At 34.8% G+C, this 25,279-nt stretch carries 17 protein-coding genes and 3 tRNA genes; 12 read left to right on the top strand and 8 right to left on the bottom strand.

Annotated features, from left to right (window positions below):
- The first annotated feature begins 418 nt into the window (after window positions 1-418).
- Entirely contained in the window at window positions 419-1,498 is a 1,080-nt protein-coding gene (gene rlmN / locus AC07XN_RS13250) for a dual-specificity RNA methyltransferase RlmN (RefSeq protein ID WP_309915066.1), read from the top strand.
- Here rlmN and AC07XN_RS13245 read toward each other — a convergent pair.
- The 3 genes from AC07XN_RS13245 to AC07XN_RS13235 all read right to left on the bottom strand — a co-directional run bounded on the left by AC07XN_RS13245 (window position 1,488) and on the right by AC07XN_RS13235 (window position 4,679).
- Complete coding sequence (locus tag AC07XN_RS13245) at window positions 1,488-1,982, bottom strand: DUF456 domain-containing protein (protein ID WP_494743431.1); 495 nt, start codon at window positions 1,980-1,982, stop codon at window positions 1,488-1,490. The genes rlmN and AC07XN_RS13245 overlap by 11 nt on opposite strands.
- A gap of 86 nt (window positions 1,983-2,068) precedes the next feature.
- Entirely contained in the window at window positions 2,069-2,752 is a 684-nt protein-coding gene (locus AC07XN_RS13240; protein WP_494743430.1) for a response regulator transcription factor, read from the bottom strand.
- 175 nt (window positions 2,753-2,927) lie between these two features.
- On the bottom strand, window positions 2,928-4,679 hold the full coding sequence (locus tag AC07XN_RS13235; protein ID WP_309915057.1) for a sensor histidine kinase: 1,752 nt from the start codon (window positions 4,677-4,679) through the stop codon (window positions 2,928-2,930).
- A gap of 272 nt (window positions 4,680-4,951) precedes the next feature.
- On the opposite strand from AC07XN_RS13235, the gene AC07XN_RS13230 reads away from it, so the two are divergent.
- The 3 genes from AC07XN_RS13230 to AC07XN_RS13220 all read left to right on the top strand — a co-directional run bounded on the left by AC07XN_RS13230 (window position 4,952) and on the right by AC07XN_RS13220 (window position 6,296).
- Window positions 4,952-5,725 (top strand): T9SS type A sorting domain-containing protein, encoded by a 774-nt coding sequence (locus AC07XN_RS13230; RefSeq protein WP_494743429.1) that lies wholly within the window; start codon window positions 4,952-4,954, stop codon window positions 5,723-5,725.
- Between the two features lie 347 nt (window positions 5,726-6,072).
- Window positions 6,073-6,145 (top strand) — tRNA-Gly (locus AC07XN_RS13225).
- Window positions 6,146-6,212: 67 nt separating this feature from the next.
- Window positions 6,213-6,296: transfer RNA gene (locus AC07XN_RS13220), tRNA-Leu, on the top strand.
- Window positions 6,297-6,360: 64 nt separating this feature from the next.
- Here AC07XN_RS13220 and AC07XN_RS13215 read toward each other — a convergent pair.
- The 4 genes from AC07XN_RS13215 to AC07XN_RS13200 form a co-directional block, all read right to left on the bottom strand.
- Window positions 6,361-6,768 carry a response regulator gene (locus AC07XN_RS13215; protein WP_494743428.1) on the bottom strand — a complete coding sequence of 136 codons (408 nt, stop codon included), beginning with the start codon at window positions 6,766-6,768 and terminating at the stop codon, window positions 6,361-6,363.
- Window positions 6,765-8,180, bottom strand: a complete 1,416-nt coding sequence (locus AC07XN_RS13210; RefSeq protein WP_494743427.1) for a sensor histidine kinase — start codon at window positions 8,178-8,180, stop codon at window positions 6,765-6,767. Before AC07XN_RS13210 ends, AC07XN_RS13215 begins: the two co-directional genes overlap by 4 nt.
- A 39-nt stretch (window positions 8,181-8,219) precedes the next feature.
- Window positions 8,220-8,693: a response regulator gene (locus AC07XN_RS13205; RefSeq protein WP_494743426.1), complete on the bottom strand. Its 474-nt coding sequence runs from the start codon at window positions 8,691-8,693 to the stop codon at window positions 8,220-8,222.
- A 355-nt stretch (window positions 8,694-9,048) separates the two neighbouring features.
- Window positions 9,049-13,104, bottom strand: coding sequence for a hybrid sensor histidine kinase/response regulator transcription factor (locus AC07XN_RS13200; protein ID WP_494743425.1), 4,056 nt, complete (start codon window positions 13,102-13,104; stop codon window positions 9,049-9,051).
- A 1,051-nt stretch (window positions 13,105-14,155) separates the two neighbouring features.
- Here AC07XN_RS13200 and AC07XN_RS13195 point away from each other — a divergent pair.
- Complete coding sequence (locus AC07XN_RS13195; RefSeq protein ID WP_494743424.1) at window positions 14,156-18,871, top strand: hypothetical protein; 4,716 nt, start codon at window positions 14,156-14,158, stop codon at window positions 18,869-18,871.
- Between the two features lie 83 nt (window positions 18,872-18,954).
- On the opposite strand, the gene AC07XN_RS13190 is transcribed toward AC07XN_RS13195, so the two are convergent.
- Window positions 18,955-19,173: a hypothetical protein gene (locus AC07XN_RS13190; RefSeq protein ID WP_309915034.1), complete on the bottom strand. Its 219-nt coding sequence runs from the start codon at window positions 19,171-19,173 to the stop codon at window positions 18,955-18,957.
- Window positions 19,174-19,328: 155 nt separating this feature from the next.
- On the opposite strand from AC07XN_RS13190, the gene AC07XN_RS13185 reads away from it, so the two are divergent.
- The 7 genes from AC07XN_RS13185 to AC07XN_RS13155 all read left to right on the top strand — a co-directional run bounded on the left by AC07XN_RS13185 (window position 19,329) and on the right by AC07XN_RS13155 (window position 25,107).
- Window positions 19,329-20,783, top strand: coding sequence for a BatD family protein (locus AC07XN_RS13185; RefSeq protein WP_494743423.1), 1,455 nt, complete (start codon window positions 19,329-19,331; stop codon window positions 20,781-20,783).
- Window positions 20,784-20,839: 56 nt separating this feature from the next.
- Window positions 20,840-21,949: a chorismate synthase gene (aroC, locus tag AC07XN_RS13180; RefSeq protein WP_309915028.1), complete on the top strand. Its 1,110-nt coding sequence runs from the start codon at window positions 20,840-20,842 to the stop codon at window positions 21,947-21,949.
- 6 nt (window positions 21,950-21,955) lie between these two features.
- Entirely contained in the window at window positions 21,956-22,396 is a 441-nt protein-coding gene (locus AC07XN_RS13175) for a nucleoside deaminase (protein WP_309915025.1), read from the top strand.
- 87 nt (window positions 22,397-22,483) lie between these two features.
- Complete coding sequence (locus AC07XN_RS13170; RefSeq protein WP_309915022.1) at window positions 22,484-23,092, top strand: superoxide dismutase; 609 nt, start codon at window positions 22,484-22,486, stop codon at window positions 23,090-23,092.
- A gap of 97 nt (window positions 23,093-23,189) precedes the next feature.
- Window positions 23,190-23,265: transfer RNA gene (locus tag AC07XN_RS13165), tRNA-His, on the top strand.
- A 53-nt stretch (window positions 23,266-23,318) separates the two neighbouring features.
- The gene (locus tag AC07XN_RS13160) at window positions 23,319-24,002 is read left to right on the top strand and encodes a carotenoid biosynthesis protein (RefSeq protein ID WP_494743422.1); all 684 of its coding nucleotides are present in this window, start codon (window positions 23,319-23,321) and stop codon (window positions 24,000-24,002) included.
- Between the two features lie 226 nt (window positions 24,003-24,228).
- Window positions 24,229-25,107 (top strand): MerR family transcriptional regulator, encoded by an 879-nt coding sequence (locus AC07XN_RS13155; RefSeq protein WP_494743421.1) that lies wholly within the window; start codon window positions 24,229-24,231, stop codon window positions 25,105-25,107.
- Window positions 25,108-25,279 lie beyond the last annotated feature (172 nt).

Below are 25,279 nucleotides of genomic sequence, written 5' to 3'. Positions count from 1 at the left end.
GGTATATATAAACACTTAAATCAGATATAAAAAAGAATACTGATTCAATCATAAAAAGTAAAACAAACACAAAAAATATAATTCGGTACATCCATACTGAAGCTCTTGCTCCAATATATTGTTTTTTAGACATAAGATTAAGGTTTTAAATATCTAATTTAAGTCTTTAGAGCCAATATTTCTCTTTATTGATAAAATTGCTAGCATGACTTCAACTAATGTGAGCAATAGTTTTAAAGCCACAATATTCAACTTTATAAGCATTTGATTATCAATATCATACCAACATCTTGGTTTGATTTAATTTTATCCTTAACTTTGCAAAATAACCTAAAGAGTAAAGACGCCAATCTTTGCTCTTTTTTTGTCGATATAAAATAATCTTACTTGACATTTGAAAGCTAAGATTACCAAATACATGGAAACAGTAAAAATCACCAAAAAAGATATACGTAAACTATCGTTAGCTCAAATCAAAGATTTCTTGACTGAGCATGGCGAACAAGCATTCAGGGCTAAACAAATTTATGAGTGGCTTTGGAAAAAATCAGTGCTGACTTTCGAAGAAATGACTAACCTTTCTAAGAAAACGCGTGAACTGTTAGAAAATAACTTTGAAATCAGAGCGGTTAAAGTATCCGAAAAACAAGTAAGTTCAGATAGAACTATCAAATCGTCTTTTGAATTATTCGACCATAATTTAGTAGAAGGGGTATTGATTCCTGCTGACGATAGGATGACGGCCTGTGTTTCCTCACAAGTTGGCTGTTCGTTGACCTGTAAATTCTGTGCTACGGGTTACATGGACAGGAAACGTAACCTTGACCCTGCGGAAATTTATGACCAAGTAGTATTGATTCGTGACCAAGCAGAATCTCATTATCAAACTCCTCTTACCAATATTGTGTACATGGGTATGGGCGAGCCTTTGTTGAATTATGCTAACGTATTATCATCAATCAATTATATTACTTCGCCAGAAGGTCTAGGAATGTCCCCAAAACGCATTACGGTTTCAACGGCTGGGATTGCAAAGATGATTACTAAATTGGGCGATGATGAAGTAAAATTCAATTTAGCGCTTTCACTTCATGCTGCCAACGATGTAAAGCGTAACGAGATTATGCCCATCAACGAATCAAATACACTAGAAGCGTTGAAGGATTCTTTATTGCATTTTTACAAGAAAACAGGTAGTAGAATTACGCTAGAATACATTCTTTTCTATCGCTTTAATGATAGTTTACAAGATGCTAAAGAGCTTTGGGAGTTTGCCAGACAGTTTCCTTGTAAAATCAATATTATTGAATATAATCCCATTGCAGAGGCTAATTATACCAATACCGACCCACAGACACTATCCAAATTTGCTCAGTTTTTAGAAAGTAAAAACATGGTAGTAAACGTGCGTCGCTCAAGAGGAAAAGATATTGATGCTGCGTGTGGACAATTGGCAGGAAAAAAACCGCCAGTAGTAAAAGAGGAAGTTACAGCATAATCATAAAATATTCGGCAATAGCCATAATGGCCAAAATCAACATTGCCAAACAAAGAATTACTTTTCCTACCATACCAGCAATAAGCCCTAAAAATGAGCCAAGAGCCGCTTTTAGGGCTTTTTCAGGAGCTGCTTTGCCAAGAACCTCACCTAAAAATGCCCCGAGGAAAGCTCCAATAAATAATCCAAAGCCTGGAATAACAAACAAGCCTACCAGTAAGCCAATCGTTGAACCCCAAGCACCATACTTTGTTCCACCAAACTTTTTTGTTCCCCAAATAGGTGCATAGTAATCGAAAATACTGATGCCGATGGTAACCAACGTAAAGAAAGTCAGTGTTTTCTTATCAAAATCTACATATTTGGAATAATGCAACATAAATAAGCCTATCAAGCTGAGTGGTGGTCCTGGTAGAGGTAAAACTGCACCCGCCAAACCTACTAAAAGGCATATTATTGAACCAATCAAGAGAACTATATCCATTTAGTTTTGAGTGATGAGTTGTGAGTTGTCTACCATATTGGCTTAAAATTGATATACAGTACTTTAAGCCTAACAACTTATTAATTTTATACCATTAATTTAAAGCCTTCTCCGTGAAGATTCAAAATCTGAATTTCAGGTTCTTCCTTCAAGAATTTTCTTAATTTGGTAATATATACATCCATGCTTCGGGCATTGAAGTAGGTGTCATCTCCCCAAACCATTTTCAAGGCAAAACTTCTACTAACGGGTTTTCCCATGTTTTCACATAACAATTTCAGCAAAGCAGATTCTTTTGCCGTTAATTTCTGAGATTCACCATTTCTTTCTAAGACTTGCTTTTCAGTATCAAAAGCAAAACCCCTGATTGTAAAATGCGATACCTTTTCATTTTGTAACTCTAACTTCTGACTTCTTCGTAAAACTGCTTGCAAACGCGCCAGCAATTCTTCCATCGAAAAAGGTTTGGTCATATAATCATCTGCTCCTAGCTTAAAGCCTTGCAAAGTATCTTCCTTCATCGCTTTGGCCGTCAAGAAAATGATAGGCGTATCTTTATCAGACATTCTAACTTCTTTAGCCAACGTAAAACCGTCTTTTTTAGGCATCATTACATCAAAAATACAAAGGTCATAATCTTGCTGTACAAACTTTGTCAGGGCTTCGTCACCATCTTTAGCCAAAATGGTTTCATAGCCTTTTATCGTTAAATATTCTTGTAGCAATGTACCTAAATTGGGGTCGTCTTCGGCGAGGAGAATCTTTGTCATTTCAGTTAAATTGATTTTAATCTTTAATTTGTTGGTGTTTCGATATCGCTATTCATAGCAATACATCTTTCAATAATGGAGATTATCTACATGTTTTCAAGGAAAATACTTATAAATTTCCTTGCGGTGAGCTATCAAAATAAAAACAATACTATCATCAGTACATAATACTTTATTACAACACTCTTATTGGCAAAATCACTTCAAATTCACTTCCTTCACCAAATCTACTCACTACATTTATACGTCCATGATGTTCCTCTACCATCTTTTTCACATAGCTCAACCCTAAGCCAAAACCTTTTACATCATGCAAATTACCAGTAGGAACGCGATAGAATTTTTCAAAAATATTCTTTATCGACTCCTTACTCATTCCAATACCTTTGTCTTTGATGATAATTGATATTCCCTTTTCAGTATTTTGAGTAACGATGGTAATTTCAGGCTTTTCAGGCGAATACTTATTGGCATTATCCAAAAGATTAAAGATAATATTAGTCAAATGTACTTCATCCGCTTCAATTTCTGTCTTTTCAGCCTGTAAATCTAAATCAATTGTACCCTCTCTAAGCTCAATTTGTGGGCTAATGTTTTCTAATACTTTCTCAATAATTTCGTGCACATCCACCGTCTTTAGCTTCAATTGTACGTCCCCTCTTTCCATTTGTGCAGTTTGCAATACTTTCTCAACTTGTGAGCCTAGCCTTTTGTTTTCGTCGCGAATAATCCCTAAATATCGCTTAAACATCGATGGACTAGCCGCTACAGCTTCGTCTTGGAGCATCTGAGTAGCCAATGAAATGGTAGAAATTGGCGTTTTAAACTCGTGAGTCATGTTATTGATAAAATCATTTTTAATGTCTGCTAATTGCTTTTGTTTGACAATCGTGCTAACAGCAACATAAAAACAACTTAATACTACCAAAATCAATAACAAAGAAGTGGCATACATCACCCAGATATTGCGGATAATATAACGGTCTTGATTAGGGAAATATACTCTTAAATAATTTTCAGAATTGGCATAATCGTTCGGGAACAAATTAACAGTATACGTATCCTTATCGTTTTTCAAGCCCGTCATTTTGTATTTCATCGAAGAAGCATAATGCAAATAGTTTGGTTCTTCCTGACTGCTGATACCATATTCAAACGGAATTTCTATCCCCTTCATTTTGATTTCATATTTCAACAGAGAATCCAACACCATATAATTGATTCTGTCATAAATACTCCTTTTTTTGAACAGAAAATCATTAAAAACCTCCTTAGCCATTTCGGCTTTGTTCATTACTTTATCTTCGGTTTTTAATGGCTCAATAATTTTGTCAACATGTTTTTTTACAAGTTTTTTCCTTTTTGCTGCTAGCAAATCAGCCTTTCGCATAGAATCTTGTTTCTGTAAACTATTCTGATGTTGCTGAAGTGCCTCCGAAAAAATCTCGTCTAATTGCTTATGTTCATTCAATCGATTCTGAAAATCTTGAATATCAATATTCATTGAAAATTCCTGATATTCTCTAATCTCTCCATTTGGCAAAATCTCCGTCCCCTTTGATACCAGAATATCTGAAGGGAAAGGTGTACGTGCTACTTTATCCAACCCAATTGTTGATTGGTTAGGAGTGGTTTGTGCAGGCACTTTCTGTTTAGGTGCTTCCTGTACCTTTTCTTCTACAGGCTTTGCTATCGCCAACAGTTGCTTTTGTTTTTCTTCTGCCTCTACTTTCCTTTGGACAAAGTAATAGAATTCTTGTTTGCCAAGCTTCCGCACCACTTGTTGCATGGCGTCTCTAACATCACTTCCAAACTGATCATTTTTGGAGCGAACCGTAAAACCCAACCAATACATTTGAAAGGCGATTAAACCTAACAGTGCAAAAGCCATCAAAGCAATAATATATTGTATTTTTCGCTTAGTCATTCTTAATAATTAGCATTAATCATACTCTTTTTACTACACCTAAATTAGTTTCAAATAATTTTCATGCAAAAAAAATATACTCGAAAATTGACTTTGCAACATTTTCATTTTTAGTGTGTCTGTTTCAGAGCAACAAAATTAAACTAAATCTTATGCAATTTATTTCGTTTAACATCTTTTAACAAAGTTTAAAGGTTTGATATAGAATAGGTTGATTAAGTTTGTTTTATATAAATTTTAAATGTTTTTTTAATCAAAACCCAACATTCACTATGCAAAAGAACATCAAAATTTTCGGGACAGCCATCTTATTTGCTGTAAGTATAACAGCAATGGCTCAAAAAAGTACTTCGCAAAATATTGAAGAAAAAGATGGGAAAATCAAAATCCATGTAGAAACTACAGAAAACGGACAAAAACAAGTATTCGACCGTACTTATAATGCTGAAGGTTTGAATGCAGAAGAAAAAGAGAACTTAATCAATAACATTACAGATTCATTATTTTCGGCATCGGGCAATCATACCAGAAAACAGATTAGAATTAAAGTAGATAGAAATAGTGATAGGGCTATACAGATGCCAAGAAGTTCTAAACGCATCGAAATCTATAAAGATGGAAAACGCCTTGATAAAAACTTCAATGATAATGATGTACATGCATTTAATTTCGATTTCAAGAATTTAGACCATGACAAGCTGATAGGTTCATTAAAACCTGCCATGAAGGAATTCAATTTTAAAATTGATAATGACTTTAAAGATTTTGAACCATTCAATGAATCAAAAACAGTAAAAGCATTAAAAATATATCCTAACAAGCCTTTTGACAACAAGCTGAATCTTAAATTTTACACACCTGAAAAAGGTGATGTCAACGTAATCGTGACAGATGTAAATGGTAAAGAAGTAGGTACGCAGAAATTTAAGGATTTCCAAGGAGACTTCATGGGACAAGTAGAATTAAAGAAAAACACGAAAGGAACACTCTTTGTAACCGTAACACAAGGTGAAGACGGCACTGCAAAAAGAGTAGTTATCGAATAAATATAATTGATTGGTCAGGTTTTGTTTTTAAAAGAGTAATTGTCAGAAATGGTAATTACTCTTTTTGTTTATAATAGTTGATAAAATAAGAGGACAGAAAAAGTTATGTTGAACAGTTTATAACAATTGAAGTAGGATAAATTACCCTAATAATAATTCACTTCTTAGTTTTATGCCCTATAATGCACTCAGATGCATAAAAACCTAAAAAAAAGTTTAGGACTTAATCCAAACATAATCAGCGATTTATAAACTTTTTGAAAATTTTTTGTTATTTTTTTTCATAAAAAGCTTGCACAGGTGATTTATAAGGCATAATTTTGCACCACAATTCAACGGAATTATAAGCGAAAGTAGCTCAGCTGGTAGAGCGCAACCTTGCCAAGGTTGAGGTCGCGAGTTCGAACCTCGTCTTTCGCTCAGCTTATCGAAGCACCGTAAGGTGCTTTTTAAGTTTAAGAAGTTAGAGTAATTACTTTAATTTCATGCCAGGGTGGTGGAACTGGTAGACACGCAGGACTTAAAATCCTGTGAACGCAAGTTCGTACGGGTTCGATTCCCGTCCCCGGTACATTTTAAAAAGGGTTTTTACAGTAATATGTAAGAACCCTTTTTTATTTGATATAGAATCTCTGTTAAGATTCTCCATGGTTATCAAGTATCTCTTTTAGTTTGGCTGAATCAAAAGGTTTGACCAGATAACCAGCAACTTCTTTAATATTATTAGCCTGTTGAATGTCTTCGGGATCTGTAGAAGATGTAACTATGTAAATGGTAACAGGTTTATTAATCTGTGGTTTGATAGTGCTAAATTCTTCTAAAAACAGCCATCCATCTACGAGAGGCATGTTGATATCTAAAAAAATAATATCTGGAATATTCTCCATCTCCATATAATGGCTAGCAAAATAATTGATTGCTTCTTCGCCATTAAGAAAATTCCACATTTTATTTACCTGATAATCTTTATTAATCATCCGCTTAATCATATATTGATAGATAGGGTCATCGTCAATAAAACATAGGCTTAATAACTTTTTCATTGCGCTGTACTATTAAAAATTATGGTGAAAATAGAACCTTTATTAACTACACTTTCTATGGTGATTTCTCCTCCCATAGCTTCTACTTGTGTTTTAGTCATAAACAACCCCATACCTCTGGCCTGCTTGTGGCGATGGAAGGTCTTGTGCATCCCAAAAATGTTTCTTCTGTGTTTAGCTAAGTCTATTCCAAGCCCATTATCCTCTACTTTTAAGATTATTTCTCCATGATTATTTTCTGTTTTCAATCGTATCTCAGGTACACGGTCAGGCGAGCTGTATTTAAGAGCATTAGATAATAGATTAAACAAAATGCTTTCCAGATAAACTCTAGGATAGCTAATAATAGGCGCCTTATAAAAATCGGTACTGACAATGGCTTTGCTTTCCGCTAATTGCTCTTTTAACATACCTTCTACAGAAGCAAAGACATCTTCGAAACTTAATTCCATTCGTTCTTTTGTGGTGTCTTCTTGCACACTAATTGTTTTTAATAATTCATCAAGCGTATCCGTGAGATTATCGACTACAATATCTAAATTTCCTACTAGCTCATCTTTGTCTTCTACAGTAGTGCTTTCTTTATAGAATTGCAACAATAGATTCAAATTACTAACTGGGGCTCGTAGGTTGTGTGAGGTAATATGTGCAAAAGCACGCAATTGCTGATTTTGTTTTGTTAACTTTTTAGTTAATATTTCCAGTTTTTGGTGTGTCTCTACTAAATTATTTTCAATGATTTTCCTGTCTGTAATATCATAAATGAACGACATCAGGTATTGTTCATTACCCATTATTAATTTTTCCATTGAGAAAATACAATGTCTGGGCATTCCATCTTTATTTCTTAGCGTTATGTCGGTATTGAGGATACGTCCTTGTTGATTTAATAAGTTAATCAGTTTTTGCCTCGTCGGAATATCTAGTATTGACAATTCCGTGGCTGTATGCCCTATCATTTCTTCGTGCGTATATTTAAACATATCCAATACGGCCTGATTAACATTTATATATTCGCCATTCTCAAATTTGCTGATAACAATACCTGTTGGATTAGATTCAAACAATTTAACAAACAACTCATGGGAATATTGAATATCTGGTGATTGGTGTAACACCATTTCTTCAATCCGTTTATTCAATTCTAGGGTTGTTTGCTCTGCTACTACTTTTTTTTGCTCACTTTCCTGTAACGTTTTCCGAATCACTAACACTCCTAGCAAAACAAATAAAACAGTAAACAGTACGGTTCCGAACGCTGATGTGATATACTGTGGCATTAGTATTTCAACGATACTAATGCCCAGTATCCATTCTAGTAGCCCGATGGTGCCCGACATTATCACACTTATGCCTGTAAGCAGATATAATATTGATGAGTTGAGGATATTCTGTGGATTACTTAAATGCATGCAATAAACTTGAGAGGTAGTGTATGACAGAAACTGATTTTAAATACAATGTTGTTTAAACATCGGAAAACTTAGCTTATTAAAACCATGATGGACTAATGGTTTCAAATTTTTATTACTATCACCATAACTATTTAAAGTGAGCATATATTGAATCAGACCGACTAAGTCAGTTTTTATATTACTTGCTTTGGATAAAAAGCAATCTGCCCCTGCTTCTAATATTCGATTGATGGAGGTTTCATCCTCCAAAGTAGACATCGCAATTATTTTTATCGAAGGCCAGTTCCTTCTTACGATATGAGCCGTGGTGAAGCCATCCATTTTTGGCATTTCAATATCAAGAATTATCATATCAGGCAAATAATTACTTTGCTTGATTTTACTAATACATTCTTCCCCATTCTCGGCTTGGAAAGAAATATTACATTTGTGTTTTTTTAGTTCCGCACTCACTAATGTTCGGACGAGAGAATTATCATCTACTATGGCGATTGAATATGGAGTAAACATATTAATTATAGAGTTATTATTAGATTGATTTTGAATAATGGTATAACAACTAAACTATATAAGATTCTACTTTATCAGGTAGGGGTTTTGAACTATTATTGATGCTCTGCTTATAAATAATTATCTACGTTTTGAAATACTTAAGCAGAATCTCAAAATAATTTCTTCATTCAATTATTGGTTAGGTAATCGTTACTTAATTATGTCCCTAGTACTTACAAAAGTATGAAATAAGTTACCCATAGGATTTTCGATTGGTTGCAAATATGTTTCTATTGGTTGCATCAGATAAAAAAAGGTATAGCATTATTGTATACAACAATGCTATACCTTTTTTTTATCCACTAATAATCAATCACTTATTCATTGCACTTGGAGAAAACCCAAACTCTTCCTGAAACGAAGTAGAAAAATGTCCAGCATTTTTATATCCAGTTTTCCAAGCTACTTCTGAGATATTGAAACTACTAGTCTCTAGCATAATTTTGGCTTGGGCTAGTCGGTAAGAACGTATAAAGTCAGAAGGAGAAACGCCCATCAAAGTCTTCATTTTTCGAAACAGTTGTGAGCGACTCATACCTATTTCTTGGCAGAGTTGAGATAGTGCAAAATTCTCATTTGAAAAATTTTCTTGTACAATTGATGTCACCTTTTTAACAAAAGTATGTTCCAGTTCATAAATTTCCTCTGGTAAGTCTTCTGTAACAATATCAGTATTAATGACTTTGGCTATAGGGTTATTTTGAGAGAAATATGCCTGTAAACGCTTTTGTTTTTGCACTAACATTTCCAGTTGTACGACCAACTCCTCCTTATTAAAAGGCTTGGCCATATAAACATCTGCACCATGCTTTAGTCCAGTTATTTTAGAATCAGTATCCATTTTAGCGGTTAGTAGAATTATTGGAATGTGGCTTGTACGTTGATCACTTTTTAAGGTTTCACATACCTGATAACCGTCTTTTCCGGGCATCATCACATCACTGATGATAATGTCTGGAGTATGTTCTATGGCTTTTTCAATGCCAACTATACCATTATACGCTACATCCAATTGGTATAATCCGTACAGACAAGTTTTAAGAAAAGTAACCAAATCGGCATTGTCTTCGATAATAAGAAGATGGGGCAAGGAATTATCAATTACCGACGAGGATATAGAGGTAATACTTTCACGGTTAATAAAATTCACAGAAGAAATATGTTTTTCTAATTTCGGAGGGCTCACTACAATAGGTGCTTTGTTGGTGATGGGTAATTTAACGATAAACGTAGACCCTTTTCCCAGTTCGCTCTCTACAAAGACTTCCCCATTCATCAGCTTAATCATCTCATGGGCATGTGCCAAACCGATGCCAGTTCCCTCTCGTTGCCTCGTATGTGAATTATCTATTTGATAGAAACGCTCGAATATATATGCCAGTTCTTTTTTAGCGATTCCTATACCTGTATCTTGTACTTCGATACTCAACCTATTATCTTCTTGCTTTAATCTAATCGTAATTTCTCCTCCTGACGGTGTAAATTTAATTGCGTTAGAAATAAGATTCGTCAATATTTGTTTTATCTGCTCTTCGTCATAATCCATTATCAATATGTTCAAAGTACTGAAAAATCGCAACGATAAATTTTGGCTGTTGGCATAGGCTTGGAAAGAGTCGGTGAGATAGCGCAAATAAGAAACGATATCTGCCTGTTGGAAATATAACTGAAATGAGTTGTCAGAAAGCTTAGATAAATCGAGCAACTGGTTGATGAGTCTAAGCAGGTTTTCACCATTGGTTTGGATAAGTCGCGCCCCTTCTTCAAGATATTTCTCGGGTTGATTTCGAATTTGATCTACCATACCCAGAATTACAGTCAGTGGTGTTCTGAATTCATGGGTGAGATTGGTATAAAGACGGTTTTTGAACAAATCAAGTTCTTTCAGCCGTTGGGCTTCCTGTTGTTTCATCTTCAGCTCATTTTGAAGAATCAATCTCTTTTTCAAAATATTATACATCACTAAGCAAAAAGCCGAAAACAGGATAATATAGATAGTATATGCCCACCAAGATGCCCACCAAGGTGGATAGACTATTATTTTTACCGCCATTTCGTTTGAGCGCCACCGTCCTCTGCTGTCTCTTGCTTTCACCCTTAAAGTATATTCTCCGCTAGGCAAGCTATTAAAATGGGTAAAATTGAATTTGGAAGGAGATGACCAACTGTCTTTATAACCATCAATCTTATAACTATAAAATACTTCTTTGGGGTTGTCATAGTCAGTAAGTGTATATTCAAAGGTATAAGACCAATCCCAATCATTGAAATGTATTTCTGGCTGACTAGCGAATGAAGTTCTCCTCAGTACTGTATCCCGTTTTTCATCTGTATATTCTAAAGCAGTAAGTACAAGCTTTGCCTTATGGTTTCTATCTACTCTGGTGATATAAGATTGCATCAAATCTTTTGGGAAAAAGGCATTCACCCCGCGCATTCCACCGAAAAACATCCGACCATTTTTAGCTTTGAAAAATGACTTACGATTAAATTCGTTAAAAGTTAGTCCATCCTCCTCTAGAAAATTATTGAAAACTTTGGTGGGTAAATGAAAACGAGATAGCCCATGGTTAGTACTTAGCCACAAGCACGAATCTCCTTCCATCAACATCCCACTGATAAAATTATTGGGTAAACCCTCAGAAATAGTATATTGACGGTGAGAGCCATTAAACGGATTTACCCATACTAAGCCAGCATCTGTACCTAACCAAAGATTCCCTTTACTGTCCTCCTCAATTGCCAATATTCGAGATATAGGCAATCTCCAAGTCTTAGGATCATACCATAGTTGTACTTTCGTTTTGGGGTCATACTGCAATAATCTACCTTTAAAACTCAGCCATATTTTCCCGCTTTTCATACCTGCCTGCAAAGCTTCAGTTGCATTTAATAACTTGTCGGGTAAGTCAAATTCTTTCTCCCACTTTATTTGATTATTCGCTTTATTCAAACGATATAATGTGTAATGCGTTACCCACCAAAGCGTTCCGTATTTATCTTTAGTAAAAAAACCGTTATCCTGAAATGTTTTTTCCTTAAATGGGCTCGGAACTTCTATTATTTTGCCAGAATTCGGTTCTAATGCTTGAAAGCCATTAAGCCAGATGATATCTCCATCGGTATATAAATCATACAACTTTACAGTACCAGGGAATGAATATGTTCGTAGTGTTTGTTTTTTTATAGGGTCAAATTTGGCGATTCCAGTATAATATACGCCGTACATCATGCCTTGTGCATCTTCTGTCAATCCACGAAAACTATAATTAGCATTAATATTATTCATACCACTGAAATAAGTATCAAAAGGATTTGGCCACGGTCTTACTTTTAGCAAGCCCAGTCTGGTTTCTACCCATACTATTCCCGTATTATCTTGAAACAATCCTAAAAAGTCGTTATTATTCGGCAACAATCGTTTTAGTTCTTCATGAAAATTGTATAGTTTATCCGCACGAGCATCGTAATAAATAAGACTTCTGTCGTAACCGCATGCCCATATACTACCATTTTTTTCTGTAATAAATCTCCTTATATTAATTTTGTTAGGCTTCAGTAGTCGATTGACAGGGTGTGGTAAAAATTTATTTTTACTTTTATCCAACTGATAAAAAAGCGTATTTGATAAAAGAGCTACCGACACCTTCATATAAGGTTGAAACCACATATCACCACAATACTTACATATATTATCTAATGGCGTTACTGTAGTGATTTTACCAGCTTTATTTACTTGATACACTGTGTCTACATATGCTAAAGAATAATCATAATCGTTAACATTACGCCAATAATAGTCACTTAACAAGTCAGGATATTGTGTGCCCCCAATAGCATCCGATTTGTCCATTTTGCACGGCCAAGCTCGCTCAGAGCCCACATTTACTTTGGTCATTAGCCTAGTATTTTGCCCATCAATTGGCCAAAATCTAAGCCTACCTCCTGGGGTATTCTTCACTTTTAGATTGATAGGTTGCCAATGCTCATTTTTGGGATTAAATAAAAAATGATGGTGTTCACTCCACACAAATAATAAAGAATCTTTGTACAAAGTCAACCCTGATATATACTCCTGTTTGGCTGTTAATACATCAGGAGTTGGATAGATTAAAAAATTATATCCATCATAGCGGTGGATTTTCCCATCATTTATAAACCAAATAAAACCTTGGTCATCTTGTGTTACTGAAGAAGTGTGGTTTCCAGCAAGTCCGTTATCAGTGCTAAAAAATTCGAAAGTAGCCTTTTGTGCAACGACAGAACTCGTCAATAACAATAATGACGCAATGATAAGAATAGCTTTATTTATATGCGTTTTCAACAAGAAATACGCATCCATGTGGCGGTATGGAATAGTTTTTATCATAGGTAATGATATCAGAGGTAGAAAGACCCAATTTTAATGACAAAGGAAGAATATAACTAACCTATTATCTAAAGCTTTTAAAATTATCTTAGCATAAGGGTTTAATAAATAATACTATTTTAATGAGTAATAATTCGTCAAAATTCTGTATTCAATTAATCGATAAAACAAGGTCTGTGGTAATTTTGGTGGCATCACGACTTATACTCGGTACCCGATACTCCCGACTGTCCTTTTAGGCTAATATTGATGTGACATATCATATTCTGTGATTTTGGTATGTTATTAACAATTAGAGTTATTATTGAAGTTAACAAAGCTTTTTCATTTTTTGATAACATGTTGAGTCTTTTCTTTTAAACATTTTATCCCTTTAACACACATCAATATATATGGTGTTAATTCTGTGGTAAATGGGACATCCATAAACTCGTTAAATAATTTTGTAACCATTATATGTCTTTTCCTAAAATCGGGTGTACTATTTCCCCATAAATACAGGAAATTTATATATGACCCAGATTGATGTTTGGCGAAGGATAATCGCGGTTTTCTTTATAAAAGCAGGCAGCTTATTTATCTCGGTGTATGCTCGTAATTATCACCATCAAAGATAGGTACCCATATACATATACGTACCCCTCCCTCAAGCCAGTTCCAGTATCAAAAAGCCTTTTTCCTGCTTGTTAGCATAACATTTCCATCCGTTTTATCAATTGACAAAAACTGTACTTTTCCTTCTTAGACGACCACTGATACAGCCATTACACTTGATAAAGCAGTCTTAAAATGTGGTGTAAATTTACAAGGAGAATAAATTACAATAACAGATTAAGATAGCGCATTTACCTTTTCTTCTTTTATTGCTATTTTTCCATTACATATTTTAATCTCCTTATTTATTTTCCTTGTATACCCTTCCTCCTATTTCATCTGAAATGTTGATATTTGTGCATTCTTTTCTTTCTGAAACCTTAATAAGAATACTTCGTTTAGTAATGAAATACTATACGTAGTGATTTCGTTTATTTCTTTGAAGCTAACTCCTACAATGATGACAATAAAACGCTTTTATTTAATTTTTGGACTTATTTTATGTTGCTTAACGGCTCATACACAAGCCTTAAAGCTCTCTGAAAAGCCAGAAGAATTTTTAGCAGACGCCAAAAATGTTTTAATGGCTTCTGGAAATCCTCAGGCAGCATATATTATACAAAATCTGGAGAAAAACTGGAATTCTGGTACGTTATCAGAAACGCAAAAAGCAGCTTTGGCAAAAACTGCCAGTTTTATGTTAAAAAAAGGCTACAAATCGCCTCAGTTTATTCCATTTTTTGATGCTACCAATCTCGGTCTTTCAAGTGGGATACTCACACAAGCCAGTTTTGATAATTATTTAAATACCCTACAAAAATCTGTAGAAACAGGAGATGTAAAAACTACTACAAAATACATTGATGTCTGTCGACTATTTTTCAAGAACAACAGCCTTTATTTTACCAATTTCAACCGTTTGTATGCTTATAACGGTACGGTAAGTTTTAAATATAACGACCAGAAGACAGAGGTTTTTAAAACTGAGAAAGCAACTACTTCGCCTACGAGTACTTCTTCTGATGCGGCTAAGAAGGCGGCTTTTGATGATTGGGATACACCAGCCTCAGCTAATAACGGTAGTGCAGCAACCCCTCCGTTAGACGAACCAGTCGCTCAATTCTTAAATCCTGGGCCTAGTATTGAATTCAATGCCATTAATCTGGCAATAGTTACTGCGAACGATTCAGCTATTTTAGTCAATACCAAAGCATTTTTAGATGTAAAAGAAGGCATTTTGATAGGCAGTGGTGGCAAGTTCTCTTGGGAGACTGTTGGTGTGCCAGAGATATTTGTCAACTTAGATAATTATAGCATGGCTATTAGAAACCCTAAGCTTAATGCTGATTTGGCAACATTAAACTATCCTGAAAAATTCACGACTCCTATCAAAGGGATTTTTGAGTTTCAGAGTAGAAAGAGAACTAAGAACTCCTCCGCTATTTATCCAAGGTTTATGTCATTACAAAATGATGTTACCTTAAAAAACAGTAATGACATTGCCTATACGGGTGGTTTTACGATTGTAGGCACTAAAATATCTAGCGCCTCTGTGCAGTCTAAATATGCTACTATCTTAGTCAAAAAAGATGGTAAAACAGCCTTTAAGGTTATCAGTAAAAGATTCGACATCAGCGATTCTTTGATTACTTCTCCTTCGGCAATCTTTACTGGATACTTTGCTTCTCAGGATTCTCTTTATCATCCCTCCGTCAAACTTAATTACAATCGTCAATCACAATACTTACGCCTTAATAAGGTAGACGAAGGTGGTTTCAGAGAATCATCTTATTCAGATAGTTACCATAAATTAGACATTACCTCGGATGTAATGCGTTGGAATCTGAAAGATAAGAAAATGGATTTTATGATTGTTACTGCAAAGAACATCGTTCCTGCCTTGTTTGAGTCTTACGATTATTTCAATCCTGAACGTTTTGCTAAAATATCTGCTAATTATAGTTTCAATCCATTATTAGTGGTTTCCAACTATATTAAGAAGAATAATCTTCAAGCTACTACTCTTAGTGACCTTGCCGTTGCCTACAAAAAAGATGCAGCAGCCCTAAAGCCTGTGTTTTTGGAAATGATGCAAAAAGGATATTTTGACTATGACCCTGATGTAGAAAAACTCAAGATCTCGAGAAAAGGACAACATTATCTGGCAGTTTTTACGGCTAAAAAAGATTATGACAACTTTTTGATTCCTTCTTTTTATGCATCAAGTTCGAAAGACTCTACGGCCAATGCATCTTTAGATTTGAACAACAATCAGTTAATCATTAGAGGGGTAAAACAATTCTATCTTTCAGATTCGCTGAATGTTTACATGGCTCCTTATGACAACATCATTAAGGTAAACAAAGACCGTAACTTTGGGATTAGTGGTGAGCTTAAAACAGGAAATTTTAGGTTTAGAGGAAGGGATTTATCCTTTAATTACAATGAGTTTAGTGTGAAGTTGGATAAGATAGATTCTATCACTTTTATCCCACAAAAAGAATTAGCCAAAAAAGGACACACAGAAATTGGGGGAGATTTAAAGTATGAAGCAGGCGTAATTTATATCAACAAACCTGATAATAAGTCTGGGCGACAAAGAATGTTAGAATACCCTCGTTTGGTTGTGCCTACTGGTGTAACTGCCTACTTCGACCATCCTTGGAGATTGAATGGTATTTATAACCAAAAAATATACTTTAAAGTCCCAAGCATCGATTTTGACAGTTTGAATATCAAAGACATCAATTTCGTAGGTACTTTTTATTCAGATGGCATTTTCCCACCTTTCAAAGAAACCCTTATTTCAATGCCTGATAATACTTTGGGCTTTAGTCATAAAGTACCTGAGGGGAAATACAATTTATACAATAGCAAAACCTTTGTAAAATTCAGTTCAAATTTATTGATGGATAGCAAGGGCTTGCATACTGAAGGAGAAATAAACCACCTTACGGCACAAATCAAAGCGAAAGAGGCCTTGTTTACGCCTGATTCTGTTACTGCTACGGGTACGACGGGGATTATTAATGAAGGAGAGTTTGGCAAGGCATATTTTACCAAAGTAGCCATCAATAACTTTAAATTGAAATGGCAACCTAAGGTAGATAGTATGTTGATTGAAACGCAGAAAAACACTTTTGACTTTTATGCAGGAAGCTCTAAATTGGAAGGTAAACTCTTGGTTCGTCAAACTGGTTTGTTTGGTTTTGGTAAAGTAAAAAGGCTTGACTCTGAAATAGGTTCAAATAATTTCAAATTTGGCAAAGGTGTCTTTACTGCCGAATTGGCTGATTTATTTGTTGGGAACAACCTGAGTGTAGCGAAACCTGCCCTTCTTGGTAAAAAGATGAACATCAATTTTAATATTCAGACAGGGTTAGTGAGTATCAAAACCCCTACGAACCTGAAATTGGAAGATTCTACTAGTTTGTATTTCCCTTATACTGCCTATCAAACCTCTATCAATAGTGCCGAATGGGATATTAACAAGAAACTAATCACGATGAAGGGGGATGTGCGTAATACCACGTTCTCATCAATGGAGCCAAGCCAAGAAGGATTATCATTTAATGGTTCAGAGGCTTTGTATAACATCGAAAAACAATCGTTGAACATCAATGGTGTTCCTTTTATTAAATCTGCCGATGCTAAAATTATTCCAGACAAAGGAGCTGTTGTTGTGAGTAAAGATGCCGAAATGAAAGATTTTCATCAGGCAAAAATCGTCTTGGATACCATCAATTCTTATCATCGTTTAGTGAATGGAAATATTAAGATTTTATCAAGATTCAAGTTTGAAGGTGACGCAATCTATCGATACGTCAATTCAGCGGGCGATAGCTTGAATATTAAGATGGGTAACTTTGATTTCAAAGAAGTGGTGCTAGACAACCGTAAGAAAACTAAGGGATATATTACTACTGCCAAAGCTAACATCGAGCAAAGTAATAAGTTTTATCTATCACCTAAATTGATTTACCGCGGAGAAATCAGCATGATTTCGAATGACAAAAACCTTACTTTAAATGGTTTTGTGCGTCCTGATACCAAAACCAAAAAGTATGATACCAATTGGATCGTGTATAAAGGTAATAGTCGCGATAGTGTGAATATTGATGTACAACCTACTTTACTAGGAGAAGGCAATACTCCATTGTTTGCAGGGCTACATTTCAGAACAGCTTCAAGTGGTTTATATTCTACGTTCTTATCGAACAAAGAGGATGCTAAAGACGAAGATATTTTTGTAGCAAAAGGGGCGTTCAGAGATATTGCAAAGACATCTCGTTTTGAAATTGGTGCCGACGATAAAGCTCAATCTTATGAAGCCAATCGTTATATTTTTGATGATGCTAAAAAGACGCTAAAACTCGAAGGGTCATTTAATTTCTTTAATCCTAGTACGTTATTACAGACTGCTGGCTTTGCTGAAATGAGGGTGGATAGCGGGAAATATAAATTTGATCAGATGTTGGTAGTTAATTTCCCGATGCCCGCCGAAGTACTAAAAGCAATGGCTGATAAGATTGTAAAAATAAATTTAGAGTCTCGTGATAATGTTAGTGCCGACGACCCTGATGATAAAGAACATTACTTATCGAAACTCGCTAATATTTTGGGTGGGAAAACCGTCGCTTCTTTTGAAAGACGTGTAAAAAATGAACACGTACCTCTTTATTCAATTTCGTCTAAACTGAATACGACGATGGTTATTTCAAAAGCTAATTTGCGGTATTCAGACCAACATGCTTCTTTTTATAGTGTTGGCAAATTGGCGATTGCAAATATTGGAGGAACAGATATTAATGCCGAGATTGAAGGAATGCTTGAAATTAAAAAAACCAATGAGGGGGATGAGTTCTATCTTTATCTAGAACCTTCAGAAGATATTTGGTATTTTATGGGTTACTTGAAAAACGAGATGGGCGTAATTTCATCTGATGGTGAATTTAATAATGCCGTCGCCGCCAAATCAAAAGGAGTTAAAAAAGGGAGTGGTAAAAATGCCTATGCATTCTTAGGCGTAGGTGCTGAGGAAAAAATTGCTTTTTCAGAAAGATTCGTAGATAACTATCGAACTAGGGTAGAAAAGGGCAAGAAAGTAGTCAATAAAAAAGACGAAAAACCTAAAGTTGAGAAGAAGAAAGAAGAAGCGAAAGAAGGTTTCTAATAAAACTAAAGCCCTGCTAATTGAAAATTAACAGGGCTTTATTAATCTTTTTTTGGTGTCTAGAATTCGGTGTTTAGGAAACTTTACTGAGCCAATACATTCATTTTTCGACGTAGTCTGTTAAAACATTTTTCGATAACTTGATTGTAGATTTTCCCAAATTTATCATAACACCATGCTTGCAACTCACTTACTTCATCAGATAATAGTGTCTTGATTGCTTTTTTTAATTCTTTCTCGAATAACTTTGCATCAAAACTAACTTTTTCCAAAATAACTTTGACATAGTTTAAGGTAATCATAGCTTTTAAATGGATTTAATAAAGTAACAATACAAAACAAATCTCTATCAAATTTATCATACAAACACCTGAAAATCAAGTGTTTTAGTAAAAATAAATGATATTTTTTTTATATCATTAATGTATTAATTTTTTGAACGTTTATTTAGACAACGGTGAAACAAAAAAAATATTATATAATTATTTCAATATTTTTTTATTCTTTAGTGTGTTTCCTCTCTAAGGGTCAGGATAATGATGTATCATTGGTAATAGGAGAAAAAAATATTTCTATGAATGATCCGTTTGTGCTTACCGTAGTAGTTAAATATACTGGCGAAGCCCAAATACCGACCTGCAAATTTCCAGACTTACCCAATTTTACAAAAAAAGGTTTTTCAAAATCAACCTCACATTCTTTTGTAAATGGACAAGCAATCTCTACTTGTAATATCACTCAAAACTATTCTCCACAAAAAATAGGCACGTTTAAAGTTCCTTCTTTCAAAGTAAATGTCAATGAGCTCAATATAAAGGCAGATGGTTTTACGGTGAAGGTAAAAAAAGCGAGCCAAGAACAATCTAACCCTGAAAAAAAAGACATTTCAGTAGGTAATGAAGACTTTACTGATTTTATCGAAGGCACTCAATCGGAAATAAAAGATGCAAAAAATGATGCTTTTCTTACACTCAGTACCAGTAAAAGCAGTGTTTTTATCAGTGAAGGTTTTACTGTTACACTAGCTTTTTATGTTGCCGAGAATAATCCAACTGAATTTGAATCCTACCATAATGAAGTTCAAATTCCAGAAATTACCAAAAAACTAAAACCAGAAAACTGCTGGGAAGAGAGTTTTGGCTTAACAGAAATGCAACAAGGACAATTAGTTTTAAATGGTAAATCATACACACAGTACAAATTTTATCAAGCCACTTTTTATCCATTAAATAACAAAGAAATTATTTTCCCATCGGTTAGTTTAAAATTGATAAAATACACAGTGGGGAAAAATGGGGAGAAAATACCTGAGGCAATTACTTTCAAGACCAAAGTATTGGCCATAAAAACGAAGGATTTGCCTAACCATCCTCTTAAGCAGGAAGTATCAGTAGGAGATTTTTCGTTAAAAGAAGTCATCAATAAAAATAGCATTAATACTGGCAAATCAGTCCAATATCGCATTCAGATTACAGGGGATGGTTATAACATCAAACTACCCGAAATGAAGAATGACAACCTTTTTGACTTTTTTCCTCCAGAAATAAATTCTAGTGCTTATCCAGAAAATGGAAAAGTTGTTAGCACAAAAACCTTTACTTTTCTGATAATTCCAAAACAGGCTGGTAACTTTGCACTCGATAAGTATTTTAAATGGGTATATTTTAATACTAAAACCGAGAAATATGATACCTTAAAATCAAAACTTCAACTAAAAGTAAGTGGGCAAACCATTAAAACAGCCGATACTCCCCTAACAGTAGTGTCAGTTTATGATGGTTTGAAAGATAAAGATTCGTCTGATGCACCGAATAATTTTGGTAAATTTTTAAAAGACGAAGCGAATATTCTTATCACCATTATGTTGATAGGTATGGTGTATATTTTATTACCCAATAAAAAGCGGAAATAAGTTAAGAGCAATCAAAAAATGAAGTAACAGTTCTCGTTATTTCTTATATCACTCACATGAGCAGTACATACGGTAAATTATTCAAGATTAGTACATTTGGCGAGTCGCACGGAACAGCAGTTGGCGTAATTGTAGATGGATGTCCGGCGGGAATTGATTTCGATACAGCTTTCATTCAAAGCGAATTAGATCGTCGTAAACCGGGGCAATCCAGAATTACTACTCAACGCCGTGAAGCCGATGAGTTTCAAGTATTATCTGGCATTTTTGAAGGCAAAACTACAGGCACACCCATAGCCATGATGGTATTAAATGGCGACCAACGTTCAAAAGATTATTCACACATCGCACAACAGTTTCGCCCCTCACACGCAGATTATACTTATACTGCCAAATATGGTAATCGCGATTACCGTGGTGGTGGTCGTAGCTCTGCCCGTGAAACCGTTGCGAGAGTAGCCGCAGGTGCTTTGGCAAAATTAGTTTTAAAGCAAATTGGCGTTGATATTAAATCTTATGTTTCACAAGTAGGAAAGTTAAAGTTATCGACACCTTATCAGCAATTGGATTTGAATCTGGCCGAAGAAAATGCCGTTCGTTGTCCAGACCCAGTCGTTGCGCAACAAATGTTTGATTTGATTGATGAAACACGCAAAAAAGGAGATTCAATTGGTGGCGTAGTAAACTGTGTAATTACGGGTACTCCAGTGGGTTTAGGCGAGCCTGTTTTTGATAAACTTCATGCAGAATTAGGCAAAGCGATGCTCAGTATCAATGCTGTAAAAGGTTTTGAATATGGCAGTGGCTTTGAAGGCGTAGAGATGTATGGTTCTGAACATAATGACGAAATGTTTTTGGACGAACAGAACCGAGTGAAAACCAAAACAAATTATTCAGGGGGTGTTCAAGGCGGCATCTCTAACGGTGAAGATATTTATTTTAGAGTGGCCTTCAAACCTGTTGCTACGATTATGCAAGACCAAGACAGCGTAGATGCTGATGGCAATGCCGTTGTGGTGTCGGGTAAAGGTCGCCATGACCCTTGTGTTGTGCCTCGTGCAGTACCTATTGTTGAAGCAATGGCAGCCTTGGTATTGGTAGATTTTTATTTAAGAAATAGAGCTACCCATAAAGTTGCTGAAAAAATTTCATCTGATATTGCTTAGCAAATTATGTATTTTTCTGATGAATACTTTATGAGAATTGCTTTACAACAAGCAGAGATAGCCTTTGATGAAGGGGAAATTCCTGTGGGTGCAATCATAGTTTGTCAGAACCAAGTAATTGCCAAAGCTTATAATCAAACAGAGAAATTAAATGATGTAACTGCACATGCTGAAATGTTAGCCATTACGGCTGCTGCACAAACTTTAGGCTCAAAATATCTCAAAGATTGTACATTATATGTCACTTTAGAGCCTTGTGTAATGTGTGGTGGTGCGATTTTTTGGTCTCAACTCAGTAGAATTGTATGGGGAGCTTCAGATGACAAACGGGGTTTTAAAAAAATAGGTGCTTCCATTATGCATCCTAAATCAACCATTTCATTTGGCGTTTTACAAGAAGACTCAACGCTCTTATTGAAGAGATTTTTTTCCCAATTAAGAACTTAATTACAATTTTGATAGTTTTTGAAACAACATGAGTAGAGAGTTCTCTCTAACTCCTTAACTATAATAATTAAATAACTCCTTAAAAAAATGGCATTCGTATTAGACCCTTTACCTTATGCAAATGATGCTTTAGAGCCTCATTTTGATGCGTTGACAATGGAAATTCACCATGATCGTCACCATAACACTTATGTTACTAACCTAAATGGTGCTGTAGCTGGTACTGAATTAGAAGGAAAATCTCTAGAAGAATTGATTTCTGACGTAAGCAAGTACTCTCCTGCAATTCGTAACAACGGTGGAGGCCACTGGAACCATACATTTTTCTGGAATATCCTTTCTCCAAATGGTGGTGGTGCGCCAGTAGGTACTTTAGCGGAAGCTATCACTACAAAATTTGGTTCATTCGAAGCTTTCAAAGACGAATTTAAAAAAGCAGGTTTAACAAGATTTGGTTCAGGTTGGGCATGGTTAGTAGTTACTGCTAATGGTTTAGCGATATCTTCAACACCTAATCAAGACAATCCATTAATGGATATTGCTGAGATAAAAGGTACTCCTATCATCGGTCTTGATGTTTGGGAACACGCATATTATTTAAAATTCCAAAACAAACGTCCTGATTATATCGATTCTTTCTGGAATTTAGTAGATTGGGAAGGTGCTGAAAGCCGTTATAAAGCTGCTAAAGCTTAATTAGTTAGCTATAAATAACAATTTTTTTGTAAGAATTTCTTCAAAAAAATTGTTATTTATTAATTCAACTACTACCTTTGCAGTCCCAATACAACACGGAGGTTGTAGCTCAGTTGGTTAGAGCATCGGTTTGTGGTTCCGAGGGTCGTGGGTTCGAGCCCCATCTTCCTCCCTAGGTCTTGTCAATACGACAAGACCTTTTTTTTTAGGCAATCCTTCATCACTAATGAACCTTTCAACAATCCAAACCTTGCTTAATACGCGCTATCGCAAAATTGTTTTTACAATATTGTCATTGATGTATCTTGTCGGATTTATCGGTTTAATGATTCCCTTAACCCGCGAATATTTCAAACTATTATCACCCTTCAATCTTTGGATTTCGTTAATTCTTTTGCTCTTTTTTCAACAAGACTTTCAGTTAAAATTTATTCTTTTCACCATCATCACTTTTCTGATAGGCTTTTTTGTTGAAGTTCTGGGCGTACATACAGGTATTATTTTCGGGCAATATTATTATGGAAAAACATTGGGGATTCAACTATTTGACGTTCCTATCGTAATTGGTGCCAATTGGTTTATTTTAGTTTACAGTTCGGGGCATATCATTGAAAAATTATTCAAAGATTTAAACCCATTCTTTGGACGTAATATTCTACTATCTGCCTTAGCTGCTAGCCTGATGGTGTGCTTAGATTTAATAATTGAGCCTGTTGCCATACGTTTAGATTTTTGGCAGTGGAACTTCAACAAAATACCAACTCAAAATTACGTTGGTTGGTTCATTATTTCATTTGGGCTACAATATTATTTCATCAGTAGTAAATTCCTTAAAAACAATGCATTAGCACCCTTACTTTTTTGTCTACAATTTATCTTTTTTCTACTTCATTCTATATTCTCTACCTAGACTACTTTAATTTTTTTGTATAGTTTTGTAAACCTTTTTTTAAACAAGGCGTTTATACCCTAGACACTGGCATTATTTCATAAAATTCAATTATATCACATCATTTATACCATTCAAGCTTTAGTCAGACATTATAAAATTATTGAATGCCAATGGTTTTTAAGCAATGTGATTGTTTGATTTGAATTTCGATTGTAGTAAGTTATCAAGCCATTTAGCCAACACTATGAGCATTTATTCTATAAAAGACCTTGAGCAGTTATCTGGAATCAAGGCTCATACCCTGAGGATTTGGGAGCAACGGTATGATATTTTAAAACCAGAGAGAACAGACACTAACATTCGAACTTATGATAACAATGATCTTAAGTTGGTGCTGAATATTGCGCTATTGAAGGCACATGGTCATAAAATTTCTGAGATTTCAAAAATGGCTTCCGACGATATGTCAAAAGAAGTATTATTGATTTCAGAAAAACAACTGAGTTATCCAGAACAGATTCATGCACTGACTATCTCAATGCTTGATTTGGACGAAGAAAGGTTTGAAAAAATTATCAGTACCAATACGCTCCAATTTGGTTTTGAAAACATGATGATTAATATCATCTTTCCTTTTTTAAGTAGAATTGGCACCTTATGGGTTACGGGTTCTGTTAATCCTGCACAAGAGCATTTCATTTCTAATCTAATCCGTCAAAAGCTTATCGTTGCAATTGATGGGCAATTGCCTTCATTAAGAGTTGGAGCAAAAAAATACTTGCTTTTTTTACCTGAGGGAGAAATGCACGAAATTAGTTTATTATTTGCTAACTATATCATTCGTTCCAGACATAACAAAGTTATTTACCTTGGTCAAAGTTTGCCTTTTAGCGAACTTGTTTTTGCTCATAAGGTACATAAACCAGATTATTTATTAACAATAATAACTGCGGTACCTTCACAAGACGAAGTTCAGAAATATGTGTACCAATTAGCCAAAGAATTTCCTGATTCAAAGATTTTACTATCAGGTCAGCAGGTAGTAGCACAAGACATTATTTGTCCAGATAATGTAGATGTTTTACCTCAGATTCATCATCTAATAGCAATAGCTTCGGAATAAGGCTTTTAAAGGTGTTTTACGCCCTTTTCTTAGTAAGAATACCCTTTAGTATTATCATTTACAAAACAACCTCGACAATTGCCCATTTGGGTATATTTTCGAGGTTGTTTTATTCCTAACATTCAGCATAAGCAAAAAGAGGAATATCTATGATAGATATTCCTCTTTTTGC

This window comes from Arcicella sp. GW458-12-2-14-TSB2 (genome assembly GCF_059423785.1).
The sequence above is the reverse complement of the archived record's forward strand: the minus strand, read 5'-3'. Positions and strand labels throughout refer to the sequence as shown.

What these genes read in the sequence shown, in the direction of transcription:
- rlmN (WP_309915066.1), top strand. Translation starts at nt 419, where the DNA reads ATGGAAACAGTAAAAATCACCAAAAAAGATATACGTAAACTATCGTTA.
- AC07XN_RS13245 (WP_494743431.1), bottom strand. Translation starts at nt 1,982, where the DNA reads ATGGATATAGTTCTCTTGATTGGTTCAATAATATGCCTTTTAGTAGGT.
- AC07XN_RS13240 (WP_494743430.1), bottom strand. Translation starts at nt 2,752, where the DNA reads ATGACAAAGATTCTCCTCGCCGAAGACGACCCCAATTTAGGTACATTG.
- AC07XN_RS13235 (WP_309915057.1), bottom strand. Translation starts at nt 4,679, where the DNA reads ATGACTAAGCGAAAAATACAATATATTATTGCTTTGATGGCTTTTGCA.
- AC07XN_RS13230 (WP_494743429.1), top strand. Translation starts at nt 4,952, where the DNA reads ATGCAAAAGAACATCAAAATTTTCGGGACAGCCATCTTATTTGCTGTA.
- AC07XN_RS13215 (WP_494743428.1), bottom strand. Translation starts at nt 6,768, where the DNA reads ATGAAAAAGTTATTAAGCCTATGTTTTATTGACGATGACCCTATCTAT.
- AC07XN_RS13210 (WP_494743427.1), bottom strand. Translation starts at nt 8,180, where the DNA reads ATGCATTTAAGTAATCCACAGAATATCCTCAACTCATCAATATTATAT.
- AC07XN_RS13205 (WP_494743426.1), bottom strand. Translation starts at nt 8,693, where the DNA reads ATGTTTACTCCATATTCAATCGCCATAGTAGATGATAATTCTCTCGTC.
- AC07XN_RS13200 (WP_494743425.1), bottom strand. Translation starts at nt 13,104, where the DNA reads ATGATAAAAACTATTCCATACCGCCACATGGATGCGTATTTCTTGTTG.
- AC07XN_RS13195 (WP_494743424.1), top strand. Translation starts at nt 14,156, where the DNA reads ATGATGACAATAAAACGCTTTTATTTAATTTTTGGACTTATTTTATGT.
- AC07XN_RS13190 (WP_309915034.1), bottom strand. Translation starts at nt 19,173, where the DNA reads ATGATTACCTTAAACTATGTCAAAGTTATTTTGGAAAAAGTTAGTTTT.
- aroC (WP_309915028.1), top strand. Translation starts at nt 20,840, where the DNA reads ATGAGCAGTACATACGGTAAATTATTCAAGATTAGTACATTTGGCGAG.
- AC07XN_RS13175 (WP_309915025.1), top strand. Translation starts at nt 21,956, where the DNA reads ATGTATTTTTCTGATGAATACTTTATGAGAATTGCTTTACAACAAGCA.
- AC07XN_RS13170 (WP_309915022.1), top strand. Translation starts at nt 22,484, where the DNA reads ATGGCATTCGTATTAGACCCTTTACCTTATGCAAATGATGCTTTAGAG.
- AC07XN_RS13160 (WP_494743422.1), top strand. Translation starts at nt 23,319, where the DNA reads ATGAACCTTTCAACAATCCAAACCTTGCTTAATACGCGCTATCGCAAA.
- AC07XN_RS13155 (WP_494743421.1), top strand. Translation starts at nt 24,229, where the DNA reads ATGAGCATTTATTCTATAAAAGACCTTGAGCAGTTATCTGGAATCAAG.